Here is a 16,218-nt window from a genome sequence, read left to right as displayed (position 1 = left end):
GGATTAAAACATGACGCAATTTGCATTTGTGTTTCCGGGCCAGGGTTCCCAGACTGTCGGGATGCTGGCTGATATGGCCGCAACTTATCCCATTGTGGAAGAGACCTTTGCTGAAGCCTCTGCAGCTCTCGGTTATGACTTATGGGCGCTTACGCAAAACGGTCCGGCAGAAGAATTGAATAAAACCTGGCAGACTCAACCAGCATTGTTAACAGCCTCCGTTGCTTTATATCGTGTTTGGCAGCAGCAGGGCGGTAAATCACCAGCCATGATGGCCGGGCATAGCCTTGGCGAATACTCTGCGCTGGTTTGTGCTGGGGTGATTGATTTTGCTGATGCTGTTCGTTTGGTTGAAATGCGTGGTAAGTTCATGCAGGAAGCCGTACCAGAAGGAACTGGCGCAATGGCGGCGATTATTGGTCTGGATGATGCTTCCATCGCAAAAGCGTGTGAAGAAGCTGCAGAAGGTCAGGTGGTTTCCCCGGTAAACTTTAACTCTCCGGGGCAGGTCGTTATTGCTGGCCATAAAGAAGCCGTAGAACGTGCAGGTGCTGCCTGTAAAGCGGCTGGGGCCAAACGTGCGTTACCCTTGCCTGTGAGTGTACCGTCTCACTGTGCATTGATGAAACCTGCTGCAGATAAACTGGCTGTAGAATTAGCTAAAATTACTTTTAACACCCCGACTGTTCCCGTGGTGAATAACGTTGATGTGAAGTGCGAAAACGAGGGTGATGCTATTCGTGATGCGCTGGTACGTCAGTTGTATAACCCGGTACAGTGGACTAAATCCGTTGAATACATGGCAGCACAAGGTGTTGAGCACCTGTATGAAGTCGGACCGGGTAAAGTGCTTACTGGTTTGACGAAACGAATTGTTGACACACTGACTGCATCTGCACTGAATGAGCCAGCGGCAATGTCAGCGGCGCTCGAGCTTTAAAGAGGAATACCATGAATTTTGAAGGAAAAATTGCGCTGGTAACGGGAGCCAGTCGTGGCATTGGTCGTGCCATCGCGGAAACTCTCGCTGAGCGAGGCGCAAAGGTTATTGGTACAGCAACCAGTGAAAGCGGTGCTCAGGCCATTAGCGATTACTTAGGTGCCAATGGTAAAGGTCTGGTATTGAATGTGACCGATCCTGCATCTATTGAATCTGTTCTGGAAAATATTCGCGCAGAATTTGGTGAAGTGGATATCCTGGTCAATAATGCCGGTATCACTCGTGATAATCTGTTGATGCGAATGAAAGATGATGAGTGGAACGATATCCTCGAAACCAACCTGTCGTCTGTTTTCCGTCTGTCAAAAGCGGTAATGCGCGCTATGATGAAAAAGCGTCATGGACGTATTATCACTATTGGTTCCGTGGTTGGTACCATGGGAAATGCGGGTCAGGCCAACTACGCTGCGGCGAAAGCGGGTCTGATTGGCTTTAGTAAATCACTGGCGCGTGAAGTCGCGTCTCGTGGTATTACTGTCAACGTTGTTGCTCCGGGCTTTATTGAAACGGACATGACGCGTGCGCTGACTGAAGAACAGCGTGCGGGTACGCTGGCGCAAGTTCCGGCGGGGCGCTTAGGCTCTCCGAAAGAAATCGCTAGTGCGGTTGCATTTTTAGCCTCTGACGAAGCAGGTTACATCACTGGTGAAACACTGCACGTCAACGGCGGAATGTATATGGTTTAACCGTTTTATACGCATAATCATTCAGTTTGCGTCTGAAGCATAGCACGATACTCCGGGAGCATAGATTACTAAGTGACCGGGAATTGCTGGCGAAAGCAACGCAGAAGCATTTTGAAGGCAAAAGCGTATAAAAAGATTTGCGTTAATAGGGGGGAAGGCCTCAAAATAACGCAAAATCGTGGTAAGACCTGCCGGGATTTAGTTGCAAATTTTTCAACATTTTATACACTACGAAAACCATCGCGAAAGCGAGTTTTGATAGGAAATTTAAGAGTATGAGCACTATCGAAGAACGCGTTAAGAAAATTATCGGCGAGCAGCTGGGCGTTAAGCAGGAAGAAGTGACCAACAATGCTTCTTTCGTTGAAGACCTGGGCGCGGATTCTCTTGACACCGTTGAGCTGGTAATGGCTCTGGAAGAAGAGTTTGATACTGAGATTCCGGACGAAGAAGCTGAGAAAATCACCACCGTTCAGGCTGCCATTGATTATATCAACGGCCACCAGGCGTAAGTGAACATCTCCAGGCGGTCATTCGACCGCCTGAGTTTTTTCTTTTGTCCCACTAGTTTTTTTATTTTTCCCTCCCTGGAGGACAAACGTGTCTAAGCGTCGTGTAGTTGTGACCGGACTGGGCATGTTGTCTCCTGTCGGCAATACCGTAGAGTCTACCTGGAAAGCTCTCCTTGCCGGTCAGAGTGGCATCAGCCTAATCGACCATTTCGATACTAGCGCCTATGCAACGAAATTTGCTGGCTTAGTAAAGGATTTTAACTGTGATGACATTATCTCGCGCAAAGAACAGCGCAAGATGGATGCCTTCATTCAATATGGAATTGTCGCTGGCGTTCAGGCCATGCAGGATTCTGGCCTCGAAGTAACGGAAGAGAACGCAACCCGTATTGGTGCCGCGATTGGCTCTGGTATCGGTGGTCTCGGCCTGATTGAAGAAAACCATACCTCTCTGGTAAATGGTGGTCCACGTAAAATCAGCCCGTTTTTCGTTCCGTCGACGATTGTAAACATGGTGGCTGGTCACTTGACCATCATGTATGGCCTGCGTGGCCCTAGCATTTCCATTGCAACCGCCTGTACTTCTGGTGTGCATAACATCGGTCATGCTGCGCGTATCATCGCATTTGGCGATGCTGACGTAATGGTTGCTGGTGGTGCAGAGAAAGCCAGTACACCTCTAGGTGTTGGCGGCTTTGGCGCGGCACGTGCACTTTCTACCCGTAACGATAATCCTCAAGCGGCAAGTCGTCCATGGGATAAAGATCGCGATGGCTTTGTACTGGGTGATGGCGCAGGCATGCTGGTACTGGAAGAGTACGAACATGCTAAAGCTCGCGGTGCAAAAATTTACGCAGAAGTCGTTGGTTTTGGTATGAGCAGCGATGCTTACCATATGACGTCACCGCCAGAAAATGGTGCAGGTGCTGCTCTGGCGATGGTTAACGCATTGCGTGACGCAGCTATTGAACCAGGTCAGATTGGTTACATCAATGCTCACGGTACATCCACACCGGCAGGCGACAAAGCTGAGGCGCAGGCTGTGAAGTCTGTATTTGGTGATGCAGCAAGCCGTGTGCTGGTTAGTTCCACCAAATCTATGACCGGTCACCTGTTAGGCGCAGCGGGCGCGGTAGAGTCAATCTACTCTATCCTGGCGCTGCGTGATCAGGCTGTTCCGCCAACCATTAACCTGGATAATCCGGATGAAGGTTGCGATCTGGACTTCGTACCACACGAAGCGCGCCAGGTAAGCGGTATGGAGTATACGCTGTGTAACTCTTTCGGTTTTGGTGGCACTAACGGTTCGCTGATCTTTAAAAAGATCTAATATCCGTATCACTCTTCTATTAAAGGTCCGCTTGCGGGCCTTTTTTCATGTATATGCAACAGACTTGTCCTGATGTGTTCAAACTGCCAAACTTATTCAAAACGATAGGGAGCCAGTATGTTCTTAATAAATGGTCAAAAACAAACATGGCTGGCCGCGAGTGACAGAGCGACGCAGTTTGGTGATGGATGTTTCACCACCGCACGTATTCAGGATGGACATGTAATTATGCTCACAGAGCATATCCGGCGATTACAGGATGCCTGCATTAAATTGATGATTACCTTTGAGCAGTGGGAGTTACTGCAACTGGAAATGGAAACTCTGGCAAGGGAACATAAAAGTGGTGTGCTTAAGGTGATTATCACTCGTGGTAGTGGTGGTCGTGGTTACAGTCCTGGCAGTTGTCACTCACCAGGCCGAATTTTGTCCGTTTCTGCATATCCAGAGCATTATTCCCGCTGGCGACAGAAGGGAATTACGCTAACTCTCAGCCCTGTTCGCCTGGGCCGCAATCCCTTACTTGCAGGAATTAAGCATCTTAATCGGCTGGAGCAAGTGTTGATCCGGACACATCTCGATCAGACAACTGCTGACGAGGCACTTGTTCTTGACAGCGAAGGATGGGTTACGGAATGCTGCGCAGCTAATTTATTCTGGCGACAGGGAAATGTGGTTTATACACCGAGCCTTGAATATGCCGGTGTGAAGGGCATTATGCGACAATTCTGTATCCATTTATTGGCACAATCTTCTTATCGTGTTGTCGAAGTTCAGGCTCGACCGGAAGAGGTAATGGCGGCAGATGAAATTTTGCTTTGTAATGCGCTGATGCCCGTCATTCCCGTACGCACCTGTGGTGATAAGTTGCTGTCTTCGAGACAATTATTTGAGTTTTTAGCCCCACTTTGTGAGCACCCGAATTCATTATGAAAAAATTGTTATTTGTCCTTTTGCTGTTGTTGATTGTACTGGGCATTGCCGCAGGCGTGGGCATGTGGAAAGTTCGTCAGTTCGCTGACAGTAAATTGTTAATTAAAAACGAAGCAATATTTACGCTTAAATCGGGTACTGGCAGATTGGCACTCGGTGAGCAGCTCTACATGGCGAAAATTATCAATCGACCGCGAGTGTTCCAGTGGTTGTTACGTATCGAGCCTGATCTGTCGCGTTTCAAAGCCGGAACGTATCGCTTTACGCCACAAATGACGGTACGCGAGATGCTGCAATTGCTGGAAAGCGGTAAAGAAGCTCAGTTTCCGTTACGAATGGTCGAGGGAATGCGTCTACGCGATTACCTCAAGCAACTACGTGAAGCGCCTTATATCAAACATACCCTGAGCGATGATCAGTACGAAACTGTCGCTAAAGCGTTAGATTTGGAAAAACCTGAGTGGATCGAAGGCTGGTTTTGGCCAGATACCTGGATGTATACCGCAAACACAACCGATGTGGCGTTATTGAAGCGATCGCACCAGAAAATGGTGAAAGTTGTCGATGGTATCTGGGAAAAGCGCGCAGAAGGGTTGCCGTATAAAGATAAAAATGAACTGGTCACCATGGCCTCTATCATTGAGAAAGAGACTGCGGTAGCCAGTGAACGTGATCGTGTTGCTTCGGTGTTTATTAACCGCTTGCGTACGGGAATGCGTTTACAAACCGATCCTACCGTGATTTACGGTATGGGAGAGCGCTATAATGGCAATCTTTCCCGCGCGGATCTTGAAACGCCGACGGCTTATAATACCTATACCATCAATGGCCTGCCGCCGGGGGCAATTGCCACACCTGGCGAAGACTCATTACAGGCTGCGGCACATCCGGCGAAAACGCCATATCTCTATTTTGTCGCCGATGGTAAAGGTGGTCATACATTTAACACTAATCTTGCCAGCCACAATCGGTCAGTGCAGGACTATTTAAAAGTGCTTAAGGAAAAAAATGCGCAGTAACTATATCGTCATCGAAGGGCTGGAAGGTGCAGGTAAAACCACTGCGCGTAACGTTGTGGTGGAGACACTTGAGCAACTGGGCATTCGTGAGATGATTTTTACCCGTGAACCAGGAGGGACGCAGTTGGCTGAGAAACTGAGGAGCCTGGTGCTGGATATAAAATCCGTCGGTGATGAAGTCATCACTGAGAAGGCTGAAGTTCTGATGTTTTATGCAGCCCGCGTCCAGTTGGTGGAGACAGTCATTAAGCCTGCACTGGCGAAAGGTACCTGGGTGATTGGTGATCGTCATGATTTATCGACTCAGGCTTATCAGGGGGGCGGTCGTGGTGTTGATCAAACCATGCTGGCAACACTACGTGATGCCGTGTTAGGTGATTTTCGCCCGGACCTGACTCTGTATCTCGACGTTACGCCTGAAGTAGGTCTAAAACGTGCACGAGCGCGTGGTGAACTGGACCGTATTGAGCAGGAGTCCTTCGACTTCTTTAACCGTACTCGTGCGCGTTATCTGGAACTTGCAGCTCAGGATGCCAGCATCCGCACTATCGATGCCACGCAATCGCTTGAGTGTGTCATGGCTGATATTCGACAAACTGTGACAACCTGGGTGAAGGAGCAGGGCGCATGAAATGGTATCCATGGTTAAGACCAGACTTCGAAAAACTGGTAGCGAACTATCAGGCAGGAAGGGGTCACCATGCGCTACTGATTCAGGCGCTGCCAGGTATGGGCGATGACGCATTAATTTATGCGCTCAGCCGTTACCTGCTTTGCCAACAACCCCAGGGTAATAAAAGCTGTGGGCACTGTCGTGGCTGCCAACTCATGCAAGCGGGTACGCATCCGGATTACTATGCCCTCATTCCTGAAAAAGGCAAAAATGCGCAGGGCATTGACGCAGTGCGTGAGGTTAGCGAAAAACTCTATGAGCATTCCCGGCTTGGGGGGGCAAAAGTGGTCTGGATACCTGATGCCGCTTTGCTCACAGATGCTGCAGCGAATGCACTGTTAAAAACGCTGGAAGAGCCGCCGGCAGATACCTGGTTTTTCCTTGCCACTAAAGAACCTGCGCGTTTACTGGCAACTTTACGTAGCCGCTGTCTGGTGCATCATCTGGCACCACCGCCAGAACAGTATGCGATTACCTGGCTTGCCCGGGAAGTGACGGCGTCACAAGAAGTGTTACTTGCTGCGTTGCGTTTAAGCTCAGGAGCGCCAGGAGCGGCATTGACATTGCTGCAATCTGAAGCATGGTCGCAAAGAGACACCTTATGCCAGGCGTTGTCCGGCAGTGTACAAAATGGTGACTGGTATTCATTGTTACCCAGTCTGAATCATGAACACGTTCCTGACAGATTGCACTGGCTGGCGACGTTGTTAACAGATGCTCTAAAATATCAGCATGGCGCGTCTTCTATGACCAATGCTGATGCGTATAGTCTGATTGCAACTATCGCACGGCAACTTTCTGCAACGCGAATTCAGGCGATCCTTCGTGACGTCTGCCAGACTCGCGAACAGTTATTAACGGTAAACAGTTTGAATCGCGAGCTGTTGTTAACCGATCTCCTTCTTCGTATTGAGAATTACCTGCAACCAGGCACAGTGCTGCCTGTTCCCCATCTTTAAGCGAGATATTATGTTTTTAGTTGACTCACACTGTCATCTTGATGGTCTGGATTATCAATCCTTGCATAAGGACGTGGATGACGTGCTGGCAAAAGCCGCTGCTCGTGATGTGAAATTTTGCCTTGCGGTTGCCACAACATTACCGGGTTACCTTCATATGCGAGATCTGGTTGGCGAACGCGATAACGTTGTCTTTTCTTGTGGAGTACATCCGCTCAACCAGAACGATCCTTATGATGTTGAAGATTTACGTCGCCTGGCGGCAGAAGAGGGCGTTGTGGCTTTGGGTGAAACTGGCCTTGATTATTACTACACTCCAGAAACTAAAGTTCGCCAGCAAGAGTCATTTATTCAACATATTCAGATCGGTCGGGAGCTTAACAAACCCGTTATTGTGCATACACGAGATGCAAGAGCCGATACGCTGACAATTCTGCGCGAAGAAAAAGTGACGGATTGCGGTGGCGTACTACACTGTTTTACAGAGGACAGAGAAACGGCAGGTAAGTTGCTGGATCTAGGTTTTTACATCTCTTTTTCCGGTATTGTGACCTTCCGTAATGCTGAGCAGCTACGAGATGCTGCCCGTTATGTACCGCTGGATCGCTTATTGGTGGAAACCGACTCGCCGTATCTTGCTCCGGTACCGCACCGGGGTAAAGAAAACCAGCCAGCCATGGTGCGTGACGTTGCAGAATATATGGCCGTATTGAAAGGTGTTTCTGTGGATGAACTGGCGCAGGTCACCACTGAAAACTTTGCCCGCCTGTTTCACATCGAACCGTCTCGTCTGCAATCTGACCAATAATTGACTTATTTTAGTCCTCGTAATTAATACATAAAACGAGTAAAGTTCACCGCCGTAATTTGCGCGGTGAATAACCGCACTGAAACATTCAGACATGTTTTTTGTCCGTTTGTGCATCTTTGCTGGTTACGTGAATTTGAAACGTGATAGCCGTCAAACAAAATCTTACTGATTTATTTTACTCTGTGTAATAAATAAAGGGTACTTAGATGCCCTGTACAGGGCGAGGTTCTCCCCCCTCGCCAATGCGTGAGAACGTAGAAAAGCACCAATACTCAGGAGCACTCTCAATTATGTTTAAGAATGCATTTGCTAACCTGCAAAAGGTCGGTAAATCGCTGATGCTGCCGGTATCCGTACTGCCAATCGCAGGTATTCTGCTTGGCGTCGGTTCGGCAAACTTCAGCTGGCTGCCAGCAGTTGTGTCACATGTCATGGCAGAAGCAGGCGGTTCCGTTTTTGCAAATATGCCGCTTATTTTCGCTATCGGTGTGGCCCTGGGCTTCACCAATAACGATGGCGTTTCGGCGCTGGCCGCTGTTGTTGCCTATGGCATCATGGTCAAAACCATGGCTGTGGTTGCGCCGCTGGTTCTGCACTTACCCGCTGAAGAAATTGCCGCAAAACACCTGGCAGATACTGGTGTTCTTGGGGGGATTATTTCCGGTGCGATTGCAGCGTACATGTTCAATCGTTTCTACCGTATCAAGTTGCCTGAGTATCTTGGCTTCTTCGCGGGTAAACGTTTTGTACCGATTATCTCTGGTCTGGCTGCTATTTTCACCGGTGTGGTGCTGTCCTTCATTTGGCCACCAATCGGTTCTGCAATCCAGGCATTCTCTCAGTGGGCTGCTTACCAGAACCCGGTAGTCGCGTTCGGTATTTATGGCTTTATTGAACGCTGCCTGGTGCCATTTGGTCTGCACCACATCTGGAACGTACCTTTCCAGATGCAGATCGGCGAATACACCAACGCTGCAGGCCAGGTTTTCCACGGCGATATCCCGCGTTATATGGCGGGTGACCCGACTGCGGGTATGTTGTCTGGTGGCTTCCTGTTCAAAATGTACGGCCTGCCAGCGGCTGCAATTGCCATCTGGCATTCAGCTAAACCAGAAAACCGCGCGAAAGTGGGCGGTATCATGATCTCCGCCGCGTTGACCTCGTTCCTGACCGGTATCACCGAGCCGATCGAGTTCTCCTTCATGTTCGTGGCGCCGATCCTGTACATTATCCACGCGATTCTTGCAGGTCTGGCATTCCCAATCTGTATCCTGCTGGGTATGCGTGATGGTACGTCGTTCTCTCACGGTCTGATCGACTTTATCGTACTTTCTGGTAACAGCAGCAAACTGTGGCTGTTCCCGATTGTTGGTCTCGGTTACGCGATTGTTTACTACACTATCTTCCGCGTATTGATTAAAGCGCTGGATCTGAAAACTCCGGGCCGTGAGGATGCCACTGAAGATGCGAAAGCAGGTGCTACCAGCGAAATGGCACCAGCACTGGTTGCTGCATTCGGTGGTAAAGAAAACATCACCAACCTTGACGCTTGTATTACTCGTTTGCGTGTAAGCGTGGCTGACGTGTCGAAAGTTGATCAGGCAGGCCTGAAAAAACTGGGCGCAGCTGGCGTGGTTGTTGCTGGTTCCGGTGTTCAGGCTATTTTCGGTACTAAATCCGATAACCTGAAAACTGAAATGGATGAATACATCCGTAACAACTAAGCAGTAGGACGTTGGGGAGACTAAGGCAGCCGAATGGCTGCCTTTTTTAATATTTGAGCATCTACCAGATTTGCGCGGTGGGCTGAACAGGTCGTTCATATACTTTGCAAAGAGAAGTTTTTGTTTACTGGGTCACATGAAGAGAGCGTATTTACCTTGTTCTGTTCGAATTAAACGAAAGAAATGGTTATAAGAACACCGGTGAACAGACTTTCTGCTTAAAAAATCGGGGCTTAAGGTTGAAAGGGCGGGAAGAAGTCGCTCATACTCTATACTCGCATTATGGTTAGCGTAGCATGGCGCAACGCAGTGACTCTTTGAAGAAGGAAAATGTCGTGGCAGAAGAGACAATATTCAGCAAAATTATTCGTCGTGAAATCCCCTCCGATATCGTATATCAGGACGATCTGGTGACCGCATTTCGCGATATCTCACCGCAGGCTCCTACCCATATTTTAATCATCCCTAACATTCTGATCCCCACGGTTAATGACGTTACCGCTGAGCACGAACAGGCGTTGGGGCGCATGATTACCGTCGCAGCGAAAATTGCCGAACAGGAAGGTATTGCCGAGGATGGTTATCGCTTAATCATGAATACCAATCGTCATGGCGGGCAAGAGGTGTACCATATTCATATGCATCTGCTCGGTGGACGAGCCCTCGGCCCAATGTTGGCACATAAAGGTCTGTAATAATGTCCAGAGGATGCATTGCGCTATCTGTGATTTTTATGCTTCTGGCGGGCTGCCGATCGCATCCGGAAATTCCGGTTAATGACGAGCAGACGCTGGTAATGGAATCCACTTTACTGGCTGCAGGAGTGACGGCGCAAAAGCCAGAGCTAAAAACGTCGGATATCCAGCCTTCTGCATCCTCAACACTTTATAACGAACGGCAAGAACCTGTAACCGTCCATTATCGGTTTTACTGGTATGACGCCAGAGGACTGGAGATGCATCCTCTGGAAGCGCCGCGCAGCGTGACTATACCGGCACGTTCGTCGGTAACGTTGTACGGCAGCGCCAGATATCTTGGGGCGCACAAAGTCAGACTTTATCTTTATTTATAAGGGGTGAAACTTGATGATAAAAATCAATCGCTACGCCATAGTTGCCGCGCTGGCGATGTTCCTCGCCGGTTGTACATTGCAACGAGAACCTGCACCAGTCGAAGAAGTAAAACCTACACCGGAGCAGCCAGTGCAACCACAACCACCTGTAACCACCGTGCCATCTGTGCCGACGATCCCGCAACAACCAGGGCCGGTAGAGCATGAAGACCAAACAGCTCCGCCAGCACCGCATGTCAGACATTACGACTGGAATGGGGCGATGCAACCAATGGTTGGTAAAATGCTGCAGGCTGATGGCGTAAGTGCCGGTAGCGTCCTGTTGGTGGACAGCGTCAACAACCGGACTAACGGTACGCTGAATGCGGGTGAAGCTACAGAGACCTTACGCAATGCTCTGGCGAATAACGGTAAATTCACCTTAGTGTCTGCCCAGCAACTTTCGATGGCAAAACAGCAGCTTGGTTTATCACCTCAGGACAGCCTTGGAACCCGGAGCAAGGCGATAGGTATTGCACGCAATGTAGGTGCTCATTATGTGCTTTACTCTAGTGCGTCTGGCAATGTCAACGCACCAACCTTACAAATGCAACTGATGCTGGTACAGACCGGCGAGATCATCTGGTCAGGTAAAGGTGCAGTACAGCAGCAATAATTCGCTAACGCGCGACGAGATACTGTCGCGCTATTTCCCGCAATATTATCTTGTGGAGTCCTGCCAGTGTGGGCTTAGCGGCAGTAGTGTTGTTATTGAAAATGATGAGCAGCGTTTAGTTTTGCGCCGTCCGCATGATCCCTCATCAGCTGAATCAATATTTCTGCGCCAGTATCATGTGCTTTCCCGTCTGCCAGAAACGCTGGCGCCAAGGCCTCGGTTGTATCGCCCTGGATGGATGGCAGTCGATTATCTCGTGGGAGAAGTGCCTTCCTGCCTGCCAGATACCAACGAACTTGTGTGTTTACTGTATCATCTGCATCAACAACCGTGTTTTGGCTGGCGGATATTGCTGTTACCCCTTCTGGAACAATACTGGCAGGGAAGTGATCCTGCACGTCGCACGCCGTTGTGGTTACGTTGGCTTAAACGTTTACGTCATGTTCGTGAACCGCAACCATTACGATTAAGCCCATTGCATATGGATGTTCATGCCGCAAATCTGGTAATTACTGCAAAAGGACTGCGGTTGATTGACTGGGAGTATGCTGGTGATGGTGATGTGGCGTTGGAGCTGGCTGCGGTTTGGGTTGAAAACGAACAACAGCAACGGGCACTAGTTAACGATTATGCGCACCTTGCCAGGATAGACGCCGGGCAGTTGTGGCGTCAGGTTAGACGCTGGCAACCATGGCTACAGATGCTGAAAGCAGGGTGGTTTGAGTACCGCTGGCAACAGACCGGCGAAGAACACTTTATCAGGCTGGCCGATGAAACCTGGCATCAGTTTTAATAGAAGAATAAGGAGAGCAGTGTGGGTCCAGTAATGTTGGATGTCGAAGGTTATGAACTGGACGCGGAAGAGAGAGAAATATTGGCACATCCACTGGTTGGTGGGCTGATTCTCTTTACGCGTAATTACCACGATCCGCAGCAATTACGTGAACTGGTACGGCAAATCCGCGCGGCATCACGCAATCATTTGGTGATTGCCGTGGATCAGGAGGGCGGTCGTGTACAGCGTTTTCGCGATGGTTTTACGCGATTACCTGCGGCCCAATCTTTTGCTGCACTGCTGGGGATGGACGAAGGGGGCAAACTGGCACAAGAAGCCGGTTGGCTGATGGCTAGCGAAATGATCGCCATGGATATTGATATCAGCTTTGCTCCAGTGTTGGATGTCGGGCACATCAGCGCGGCAATTGGTGAGCGTTCGTATCATGCTGATCCGCAAAAAGCGCTGGCGATAGCGAGTAAATTTATTGATGGTATGCATGAAGCAGGGATGAAAACGACCGGCAAACATTTCCCGGGACATGGTGCTGTGACGGCCGACTCGCATAAAGAAACGCCGTGTGATCCTCGTCCAGAAGCGGATATCCGTAATAAAGATATGTCGGTATTTAGTCAGTTAATCCGCGAAAATAAACTCGATGCCATTATGCCCGCTCACGTAATTTACAGTTCGGTTGATCCGCGCCCGGCAAGCGGTTCACCGCACTGGCTTAAAACCGTTTTGCGCGGAGAGCTTGGATTTGATGGTGTGATTTTTTCAGACGATCTGTCGATGGAAGGGGCAGCAATTATGGGGAGTTATGCCGAGCGTGGGCAGGCTTCACTTGATGCCGGTTGCGATATGATCCTGGTCTGCAATAATCGTAAGGGAGCAACCAGTGTTTTAGATAATCTGTCGCCGATCAATGCGCCACGTGTTACACGTTTGTATCATAAAGGTTCATTTTCGCGTCAGGAACTGATGGACTCGCCGCGCTGGAAAAACATTAGCGCCCAATTAAATCAGTTACATGAACGCTGGCAGGAAGAGAAAGCAGGTCACTAACCCTGACTCAAGGTGAGGATGCGATGATAATTTATTTACACGGTTTTGACTCAAACAGTCCGGGTAACCACGAAAAAGTTTTGCAACTGCAATTTATCGACCCGGATGTCAGGTTGATAAGCTACAGCACCCGTCATCCAAAACATGACATGCAACATCTGCTGAAAGAGGTGGATAAAATGTTGCAGTTAAATGTGGATGACCGGCCACTGATTTGTGGTGTCGGATTGGGGGGATACTGGGCGGAAAGAATTGGTTTTTTGTGTGATATCCGCCAGGTAGTCTTTAATCCTAACCTGTTCCCCTATGAAAATATGGAAGGCAAAATTGATCGCCCGGAAGAGTATGCTGATATTGCCACCAAGTGCGTGACCAATTTCCGTGAAAAAAACCGCGATCGCTGCCTGGTGATTCTGTCACGTCATGATGAGGCCCTTAATAGCCAGCGTTCGGCAGATGAACTTCATCACTTTTATGAAATTGTCTGGGATGAAGAGCAGACTCATAAGTTCAAAAATATCTCACCGCATTTGCAGCGTATCAAAGCGTTTAAAACCCTCGGCTAAAACAGTCAAAAATGTTGCTATGAAACCAGTCTTCGGACTGGTTTTTTTGATCTAACCACATACCTTTGACTATCTTTTCAGCAAGAAAACTTGATTCATATCAATTTTGGTATGACCAATGCACCATTCGTGTTATTCTCAAATGCGAGGAACGTTTTCATTAGCGTAACCTATTGTTAATTAAAGGCTATTTTAATAACCTTTAGTTAACAATTGGTTAATCATTTTAAGGGGGTCACGTTGACTACGCCATTGAAAAGAATCGTGATTGTCGGCGGAGGCGCTGGCGGACTGGAACTGGCAACGCAGTTGGGTCATAAACTGGGGCGCAAGAAAAAAGCGAAAGTTACGCTTGTTGACAGAAACCACAGTCATTTGTGGAAGCCGCTGCTGCACGAAGTGGCGACGGGGTCTCTGGATGAAGGAGTAGATGCCCTGAGCTACCTCGCTCATGCCCGTAATCATGGGTTTGAGTTCCAGCTAGGCTCAGTGAAAGATATCGATCGTGAAGCGAAGACCATTACCATTGCCGAACTGCGCGATGAAAAAGGTGAATTGCTGGTACCGGAGCGCAAAATTGCTTATGACACACTGGTCATGGCACTGGGAAGCACCTCCAACGATTTCAACACACCAGGTGTTAAAGAGAACTGCATATTCCTTGATAACCCGCATCAGGCTCGTCGCTTTCATCAGGAGATGCTGAATCTGTTCCTGAAGTACTCCGCTAACCTTGGCTCTAACGGCAAAGTTAATATTGCTATTGTTGGTGGTGGGGCAACCGGGGTTGAGTTATCCGCAGAACTGCATAATGCAGTAAAACAGTTACATAGTTACGGCTACAAAGGGCTAACGAACGAAGCCCTGAACGTCACGCTGGTTGAAGCAGGAGAGCGCATTCTGCCTGCTCTGCCGCCACGAATCTCCAGTGCCGCGCATAACGAACTGACCAAACTGGGTGTGCGAGTGTTGACGCAAACAATGGTAACCAGCGCGGATGCTGGTGGCTTGCATACCAAAGATGGCGAATATATCGAAGCAGACCTGATGGTTTGGGCAGCGGGCATCAAAGCACCAGATTTCCTCAAAGATATTGGTGGCCTGGAAACAAACCGTATCAACCAACTGGTGGTTGAGCCGACGTTGCAAACCACGCGCGATGCAGATATTTATGCAATTGGTGATTGCGCGTCCTGTGCTCGCCCGGAAGGAGGCTTTGTACCGCCACGCGCTCAGGCGGCCCATCAAATGGCAACCTGTGCGTTACAGAATATTCTGGCACAAATGAACGGTAAGCCCCTGAAAAGTTACCGTTATAAAGATCATGGTTCATTGGTTTCGCTGTCAAACTTCTCGACAGTCGGTAGCCTGATGGGCAACCTGACCAAAGGTTCTATGATGATTGAGGGGCGAATTGCTCGCTTTGTGTATATCTCGCTTTATCGTATGCACCAGATTGCCCTTCACGGTTATTTCAAAACCGGGTTAATGATGCTGGTGGGTAGCATTAACCGCGTTATTCGCCCACGACTTAAACTTCATTAATCTGCTGGTCAGACGGTGATGAGTCTGCATCACCGTCTGACTCATCACTTGAGAAGAATCTCAAACTGCGGGTGATTTTAACCAGCTCATCTTTTTTCATCCTCTGTCTCATTGGCTTCTGTTATTTCTGGTTGCAATATTGTTACAACCAGAAAATAGGAGGTATCCCGTGAATAAATCAATGTTGGCGGGGATAGGGATTGGCGTAGTTGCTGCGCTGGGCGTGGCGGCGGTAGCCAGTCTTAATGTCTTTGAGCGTGGCCCGCAATATGCACAGGTTGTTTCTGCCACTCCTATTAAGGAGACGATTAAAACCCCGCGTCAGGAGTGCCGAAATGTGACGGTCACCCATCGGCGTCCTGTTCAGGATGAAAATCGTATCGCAGGTTCAGTGTTGGGGGCTGTCGCAGGTGGCGTTATTGGTCATCAATTTGGCGGTGGGCGAGGTAAAGATGTCGCGACTGTTGTCGGAGCATTAGGTGGGGGATATGCCGGAAACCAAATTCAGGGATCATTACAGAATAGTGATACTTACACCACCACCCAACAGCGCTGTAAAACGGTTTATGACAAATCGGAAAAAATGCTCGGTTATGACGTGACCTATAAAATAGGTGATCAGCAGGGCAAAATTCGCATGGATAAAGATCCTGGCAGCCAAATTCCACTCGATAGTAACGGACAGTTAATTTTGACTAACAAAGTATAAAAAAGCTGTACTCTGCAATTTGGCCCCTCATTCGCTCAGGCTGAGGGGCTTTTTTTCATCCCTTTTCCTGGAGTGTCTATACTTCCTGCTACGTATTGCGTTGCTGCATGGGTAATTCACCTGATTTTTCTTTCTATCAGAGTATGCATTGGTTAGCATATCGCCCTGCAGTTACGCATGGTTT

18 protein-coding genes are annotated in these 16,218 nt (G+C 48.9%); all 18 read left to right on the top strand.

Features of this window, described 5'->3' with window-relative positions; translation table 11 throughout:
* Nucleotides 1-10: 10 nt before the first annotated feature.
* Nucleotides 11-940, top strand: coding sequence for an ACP S-malonyltransferase (gene fabD, locus EFER_RS09230; RefSeq protein WP_000191394.1), 930 nt, complete (start codon nucleotides 11-13; stop codon nucleotides 938-940).
* A gap of 11 nt (nucleotides 941-951) precedes the next feature.
* Nucleotides 952-1,686 carry a 3-oxoacyl-ACP reductase FabG gene (gene fabG, locus EFER_RS09225; RefSeq protein ID WP_001008545.1) on the top strand — a complete coding sequence of 245 codons (735 nt, stop codon included), beginning with the start codon at nucleotides 952-954 and terminating at the stop codon, nucleotides 1,684-1,686.
* A 275-nt stretch (nucleotides 1,687-1,961) separates the two neighbouring features.
* Entirely contained in the window at nucleotides 1,962-2,198 is a 237-nt protein-coding gene (acpP, locus tag EFER_RS09220) for an acyl carrier protein (protein WP_000103754.1), read from the top strand.
* 88 nt (nucleotides 2,199-2,286) lie between these two features.
* Nucleotides 2,287-3,528 carry a beta-ketoacyl-ACP synthase II gene (fabF, locus tag EFER_RS09215; RefSeq protein WP_000044673.1) on the top strand — a complete coding sequence of 414 codons (1,242 nt, stop codon included), beginning with the start codon at nucleotides 2,287-2,289 and terminating at the stop codon, nucleotides 3,526-3,528.
* A gap of 117 nt (nucleotides 3,529-3,645) precedes the next feature.
* The gene (pabC, locus tag EFER_RS09210) at nucleotides 3,646-4,461 is read left to right on the top strand and encodes an aminodeoxychorismate lyase (RefSeq protein ID WP_000478696.1); all 816 of its coding nucleotides are present in this window, start codon (nucleotides 3,646-3,648) and stop codon (nucleotides 4,459-4,461) included.
* Nucleotides 4,458-5,480: a cell division protein YceG gene (gene yceG, locus EFER_RS09205; RefSeq protein WP_000734596.1), complete on the top strand. Its 1,023-nt coding sequence runs from the start codon at nucleotides 4,458-4,460 to the stop codon at nucleotides 5,478-5,480. The genes pabC and yceG overlap by 4 nt, the downstream gene beginning before the upstream one ends.
* Nucleotides 5,470-6,111 (top strand): dTMP kinase, encoded by a 642-nt coding sequence (gene tmk, locus EFER_RS09200; protein WP_001257366.1) that lies wholly within the window; start codon nucleotides 5,470-5,472, stop codon nucleotides 6,109-6,111. The genes yceG and tmk overlap by 11 nt, the downstream gene beginning before the upstream one ends.
* On the top strand, nucleotides 6,108-7,112 hold the full coding sequence (gene holB, locus EFER_RS09195) for a DNA polymerase III subunit delta' (RefSeq protein ID WP_000872464.1): 1,005 nt from the start codon (nucleotides 6,108-6,110) through the stop codon (nucleotides 7,110-7,112). The genes tmk and holB overlap by 4 nt, the downstream gene beginning before the upstream one ends.
* A 10-nt stretch (nucleotides 7,113-7,122) precedes the next feature.
* Nucleotides 7,123-7,920 carry a metal-dependent hydrolase gene (locus EFER_RS09190; protein WP_000480263.1) on the top strand — a complete coding sequence of 266 codons (798 nt, stop codon included), beginning with the start codon at nucleotides 7,123-7,125 and terminating at the stop codon, nucleotides 7,918-7,920.
* 293 nt (nucleotides 7,921-8,213) lie between these two features.
* On the top strand, nucleotides 8,214-9,647 hold the full coding sequence (ptsG, locus tag EFER_RS09185) for a PTS glucose transporter subunit IIBC (protein WP_000475694.1): 1,434 nt from the start codon (nucleotides 8,214-8,216) through the stop codon (nucleotides 9,645-9,647).
* Between the two features lie 335 nt (nucleotides 9,648-9,982).
* Nucleotides 9,983-10,342 carry a purine nucleoside phosphoramidase gene (gene hinT / locus EFER_RS09180; RefSeq protein ID WP_002431499.1) on the top strand — a complete coding sequence of 120 codons (360 nt, stop codon included), beginning with the start codon at nucleotides 9,983-9,985 and terminating at the stop codon, nucleotides 10,340-10,342.
* Between the two features lie 2 nt (nucleotides 10,343-10,344).
* Nucleotides 10,345-10,719: a YcfL family protein gene (locus EFER_RS09175; RefSeq protein ID WP_000086289.1), complete on the top strand. Its 375-nt coding sequence runs from the start codon at nucleotides 10,345-10,347 to the stop codon at nucleotides 10,717-10,719.
* A gap of 13 nt (nucleotides 10,720-10,732) precedes the next feature.
* The gene (gene lpoB / locus EFER_RS09170) at nucleotides 10,733-11,374 is read left to right on the top strand and encodes a penicillin-binding protein activator LpoB (RefSeq protein WP_000590813.1); all 642 of its coding nucleotides are present in this window, start codon (nucleotides 10,733-10,735) and stop codon (nucleotides 11,372-11,374) included.
* A complete protein-coding gene (thiK, locus tag EFER_RS09165) occupies nucleotides 11,355-12,167 on the top strand; it encodes a thiamine kinase (protein ID WP_001200322.1) in 813 nt (270 codons plus the stop codon). The genes lpoB and thiK overlap by 20 nt, the downstream gene beginning before the upstream one ends.
* Nucleotides 12,168-12,188: 21 nt before the next feature.
* Entirely contained in the window at nucleotides 12,189-13,214 is a 1,026-nt protein-coding gene (gene nagZ, locus EFER_RS09160; protein ID WP_000529328.1) for a beta-N-acetylhexosaminidase, read from the top strand.
* 23 nt (nucleotides 13,215-13,237) lie between these two features.
* A complete protein-coding gene (gene ycfP, locus EFER_RS09155) occupies nucleotides 13,238-13,780 on the top strand; it encodes an alpha/beta hydrolase YcfP (protein WP_000587924.1) in 543 nt (180 codons plus the stop codon).
* A 240-nt stretch (nucleotides 13,781-14,020) separates the two neighbouring features.
* A complete protein-coding gene (ndh, locus tag EFER_RS09150; RefSeq protein WP_002431502.1) occupies nucleotides 14,021-15,325 on the top strand; it encodes an NADH-quinone dehydrogenase in 1,305 nt (434 codons plus the stop codon).
* A 169-nt stretch (nucleotides 15,326-15,494) separates the two neighbouring features.
* The gene (locus EFER_RS09145; RefSeq protein WP_001043461.1) at nucleotides 15,495-16,034 is read left to right on the top strand and encodes a glycine zipper 2TM domain-containing protein; all 540 of its coding nucleotides are present in this window, start codon (nucleotides 15,495-15,497) and stop codon (nucleotides 16,032-16,034) included.
* Nucleotides 16,035-16,218 lie beyond the last annotated feature (184 nt).

This window comes from Escherichia fergusonii ATCC 35469, from assembly GCF_000026225.1.
Taxonomy (GTDB): Bacteria; Pseudomonadota; Gammaproteobacteria; order Enterobacterales; family Enterobacteriaceae; genus Escherichia; species Escherichia fergusonii.
Note: the sequence above shows the minus strand (reverse complement) of the source record. Positions and strands in the feature narration are given on the sequence as shown.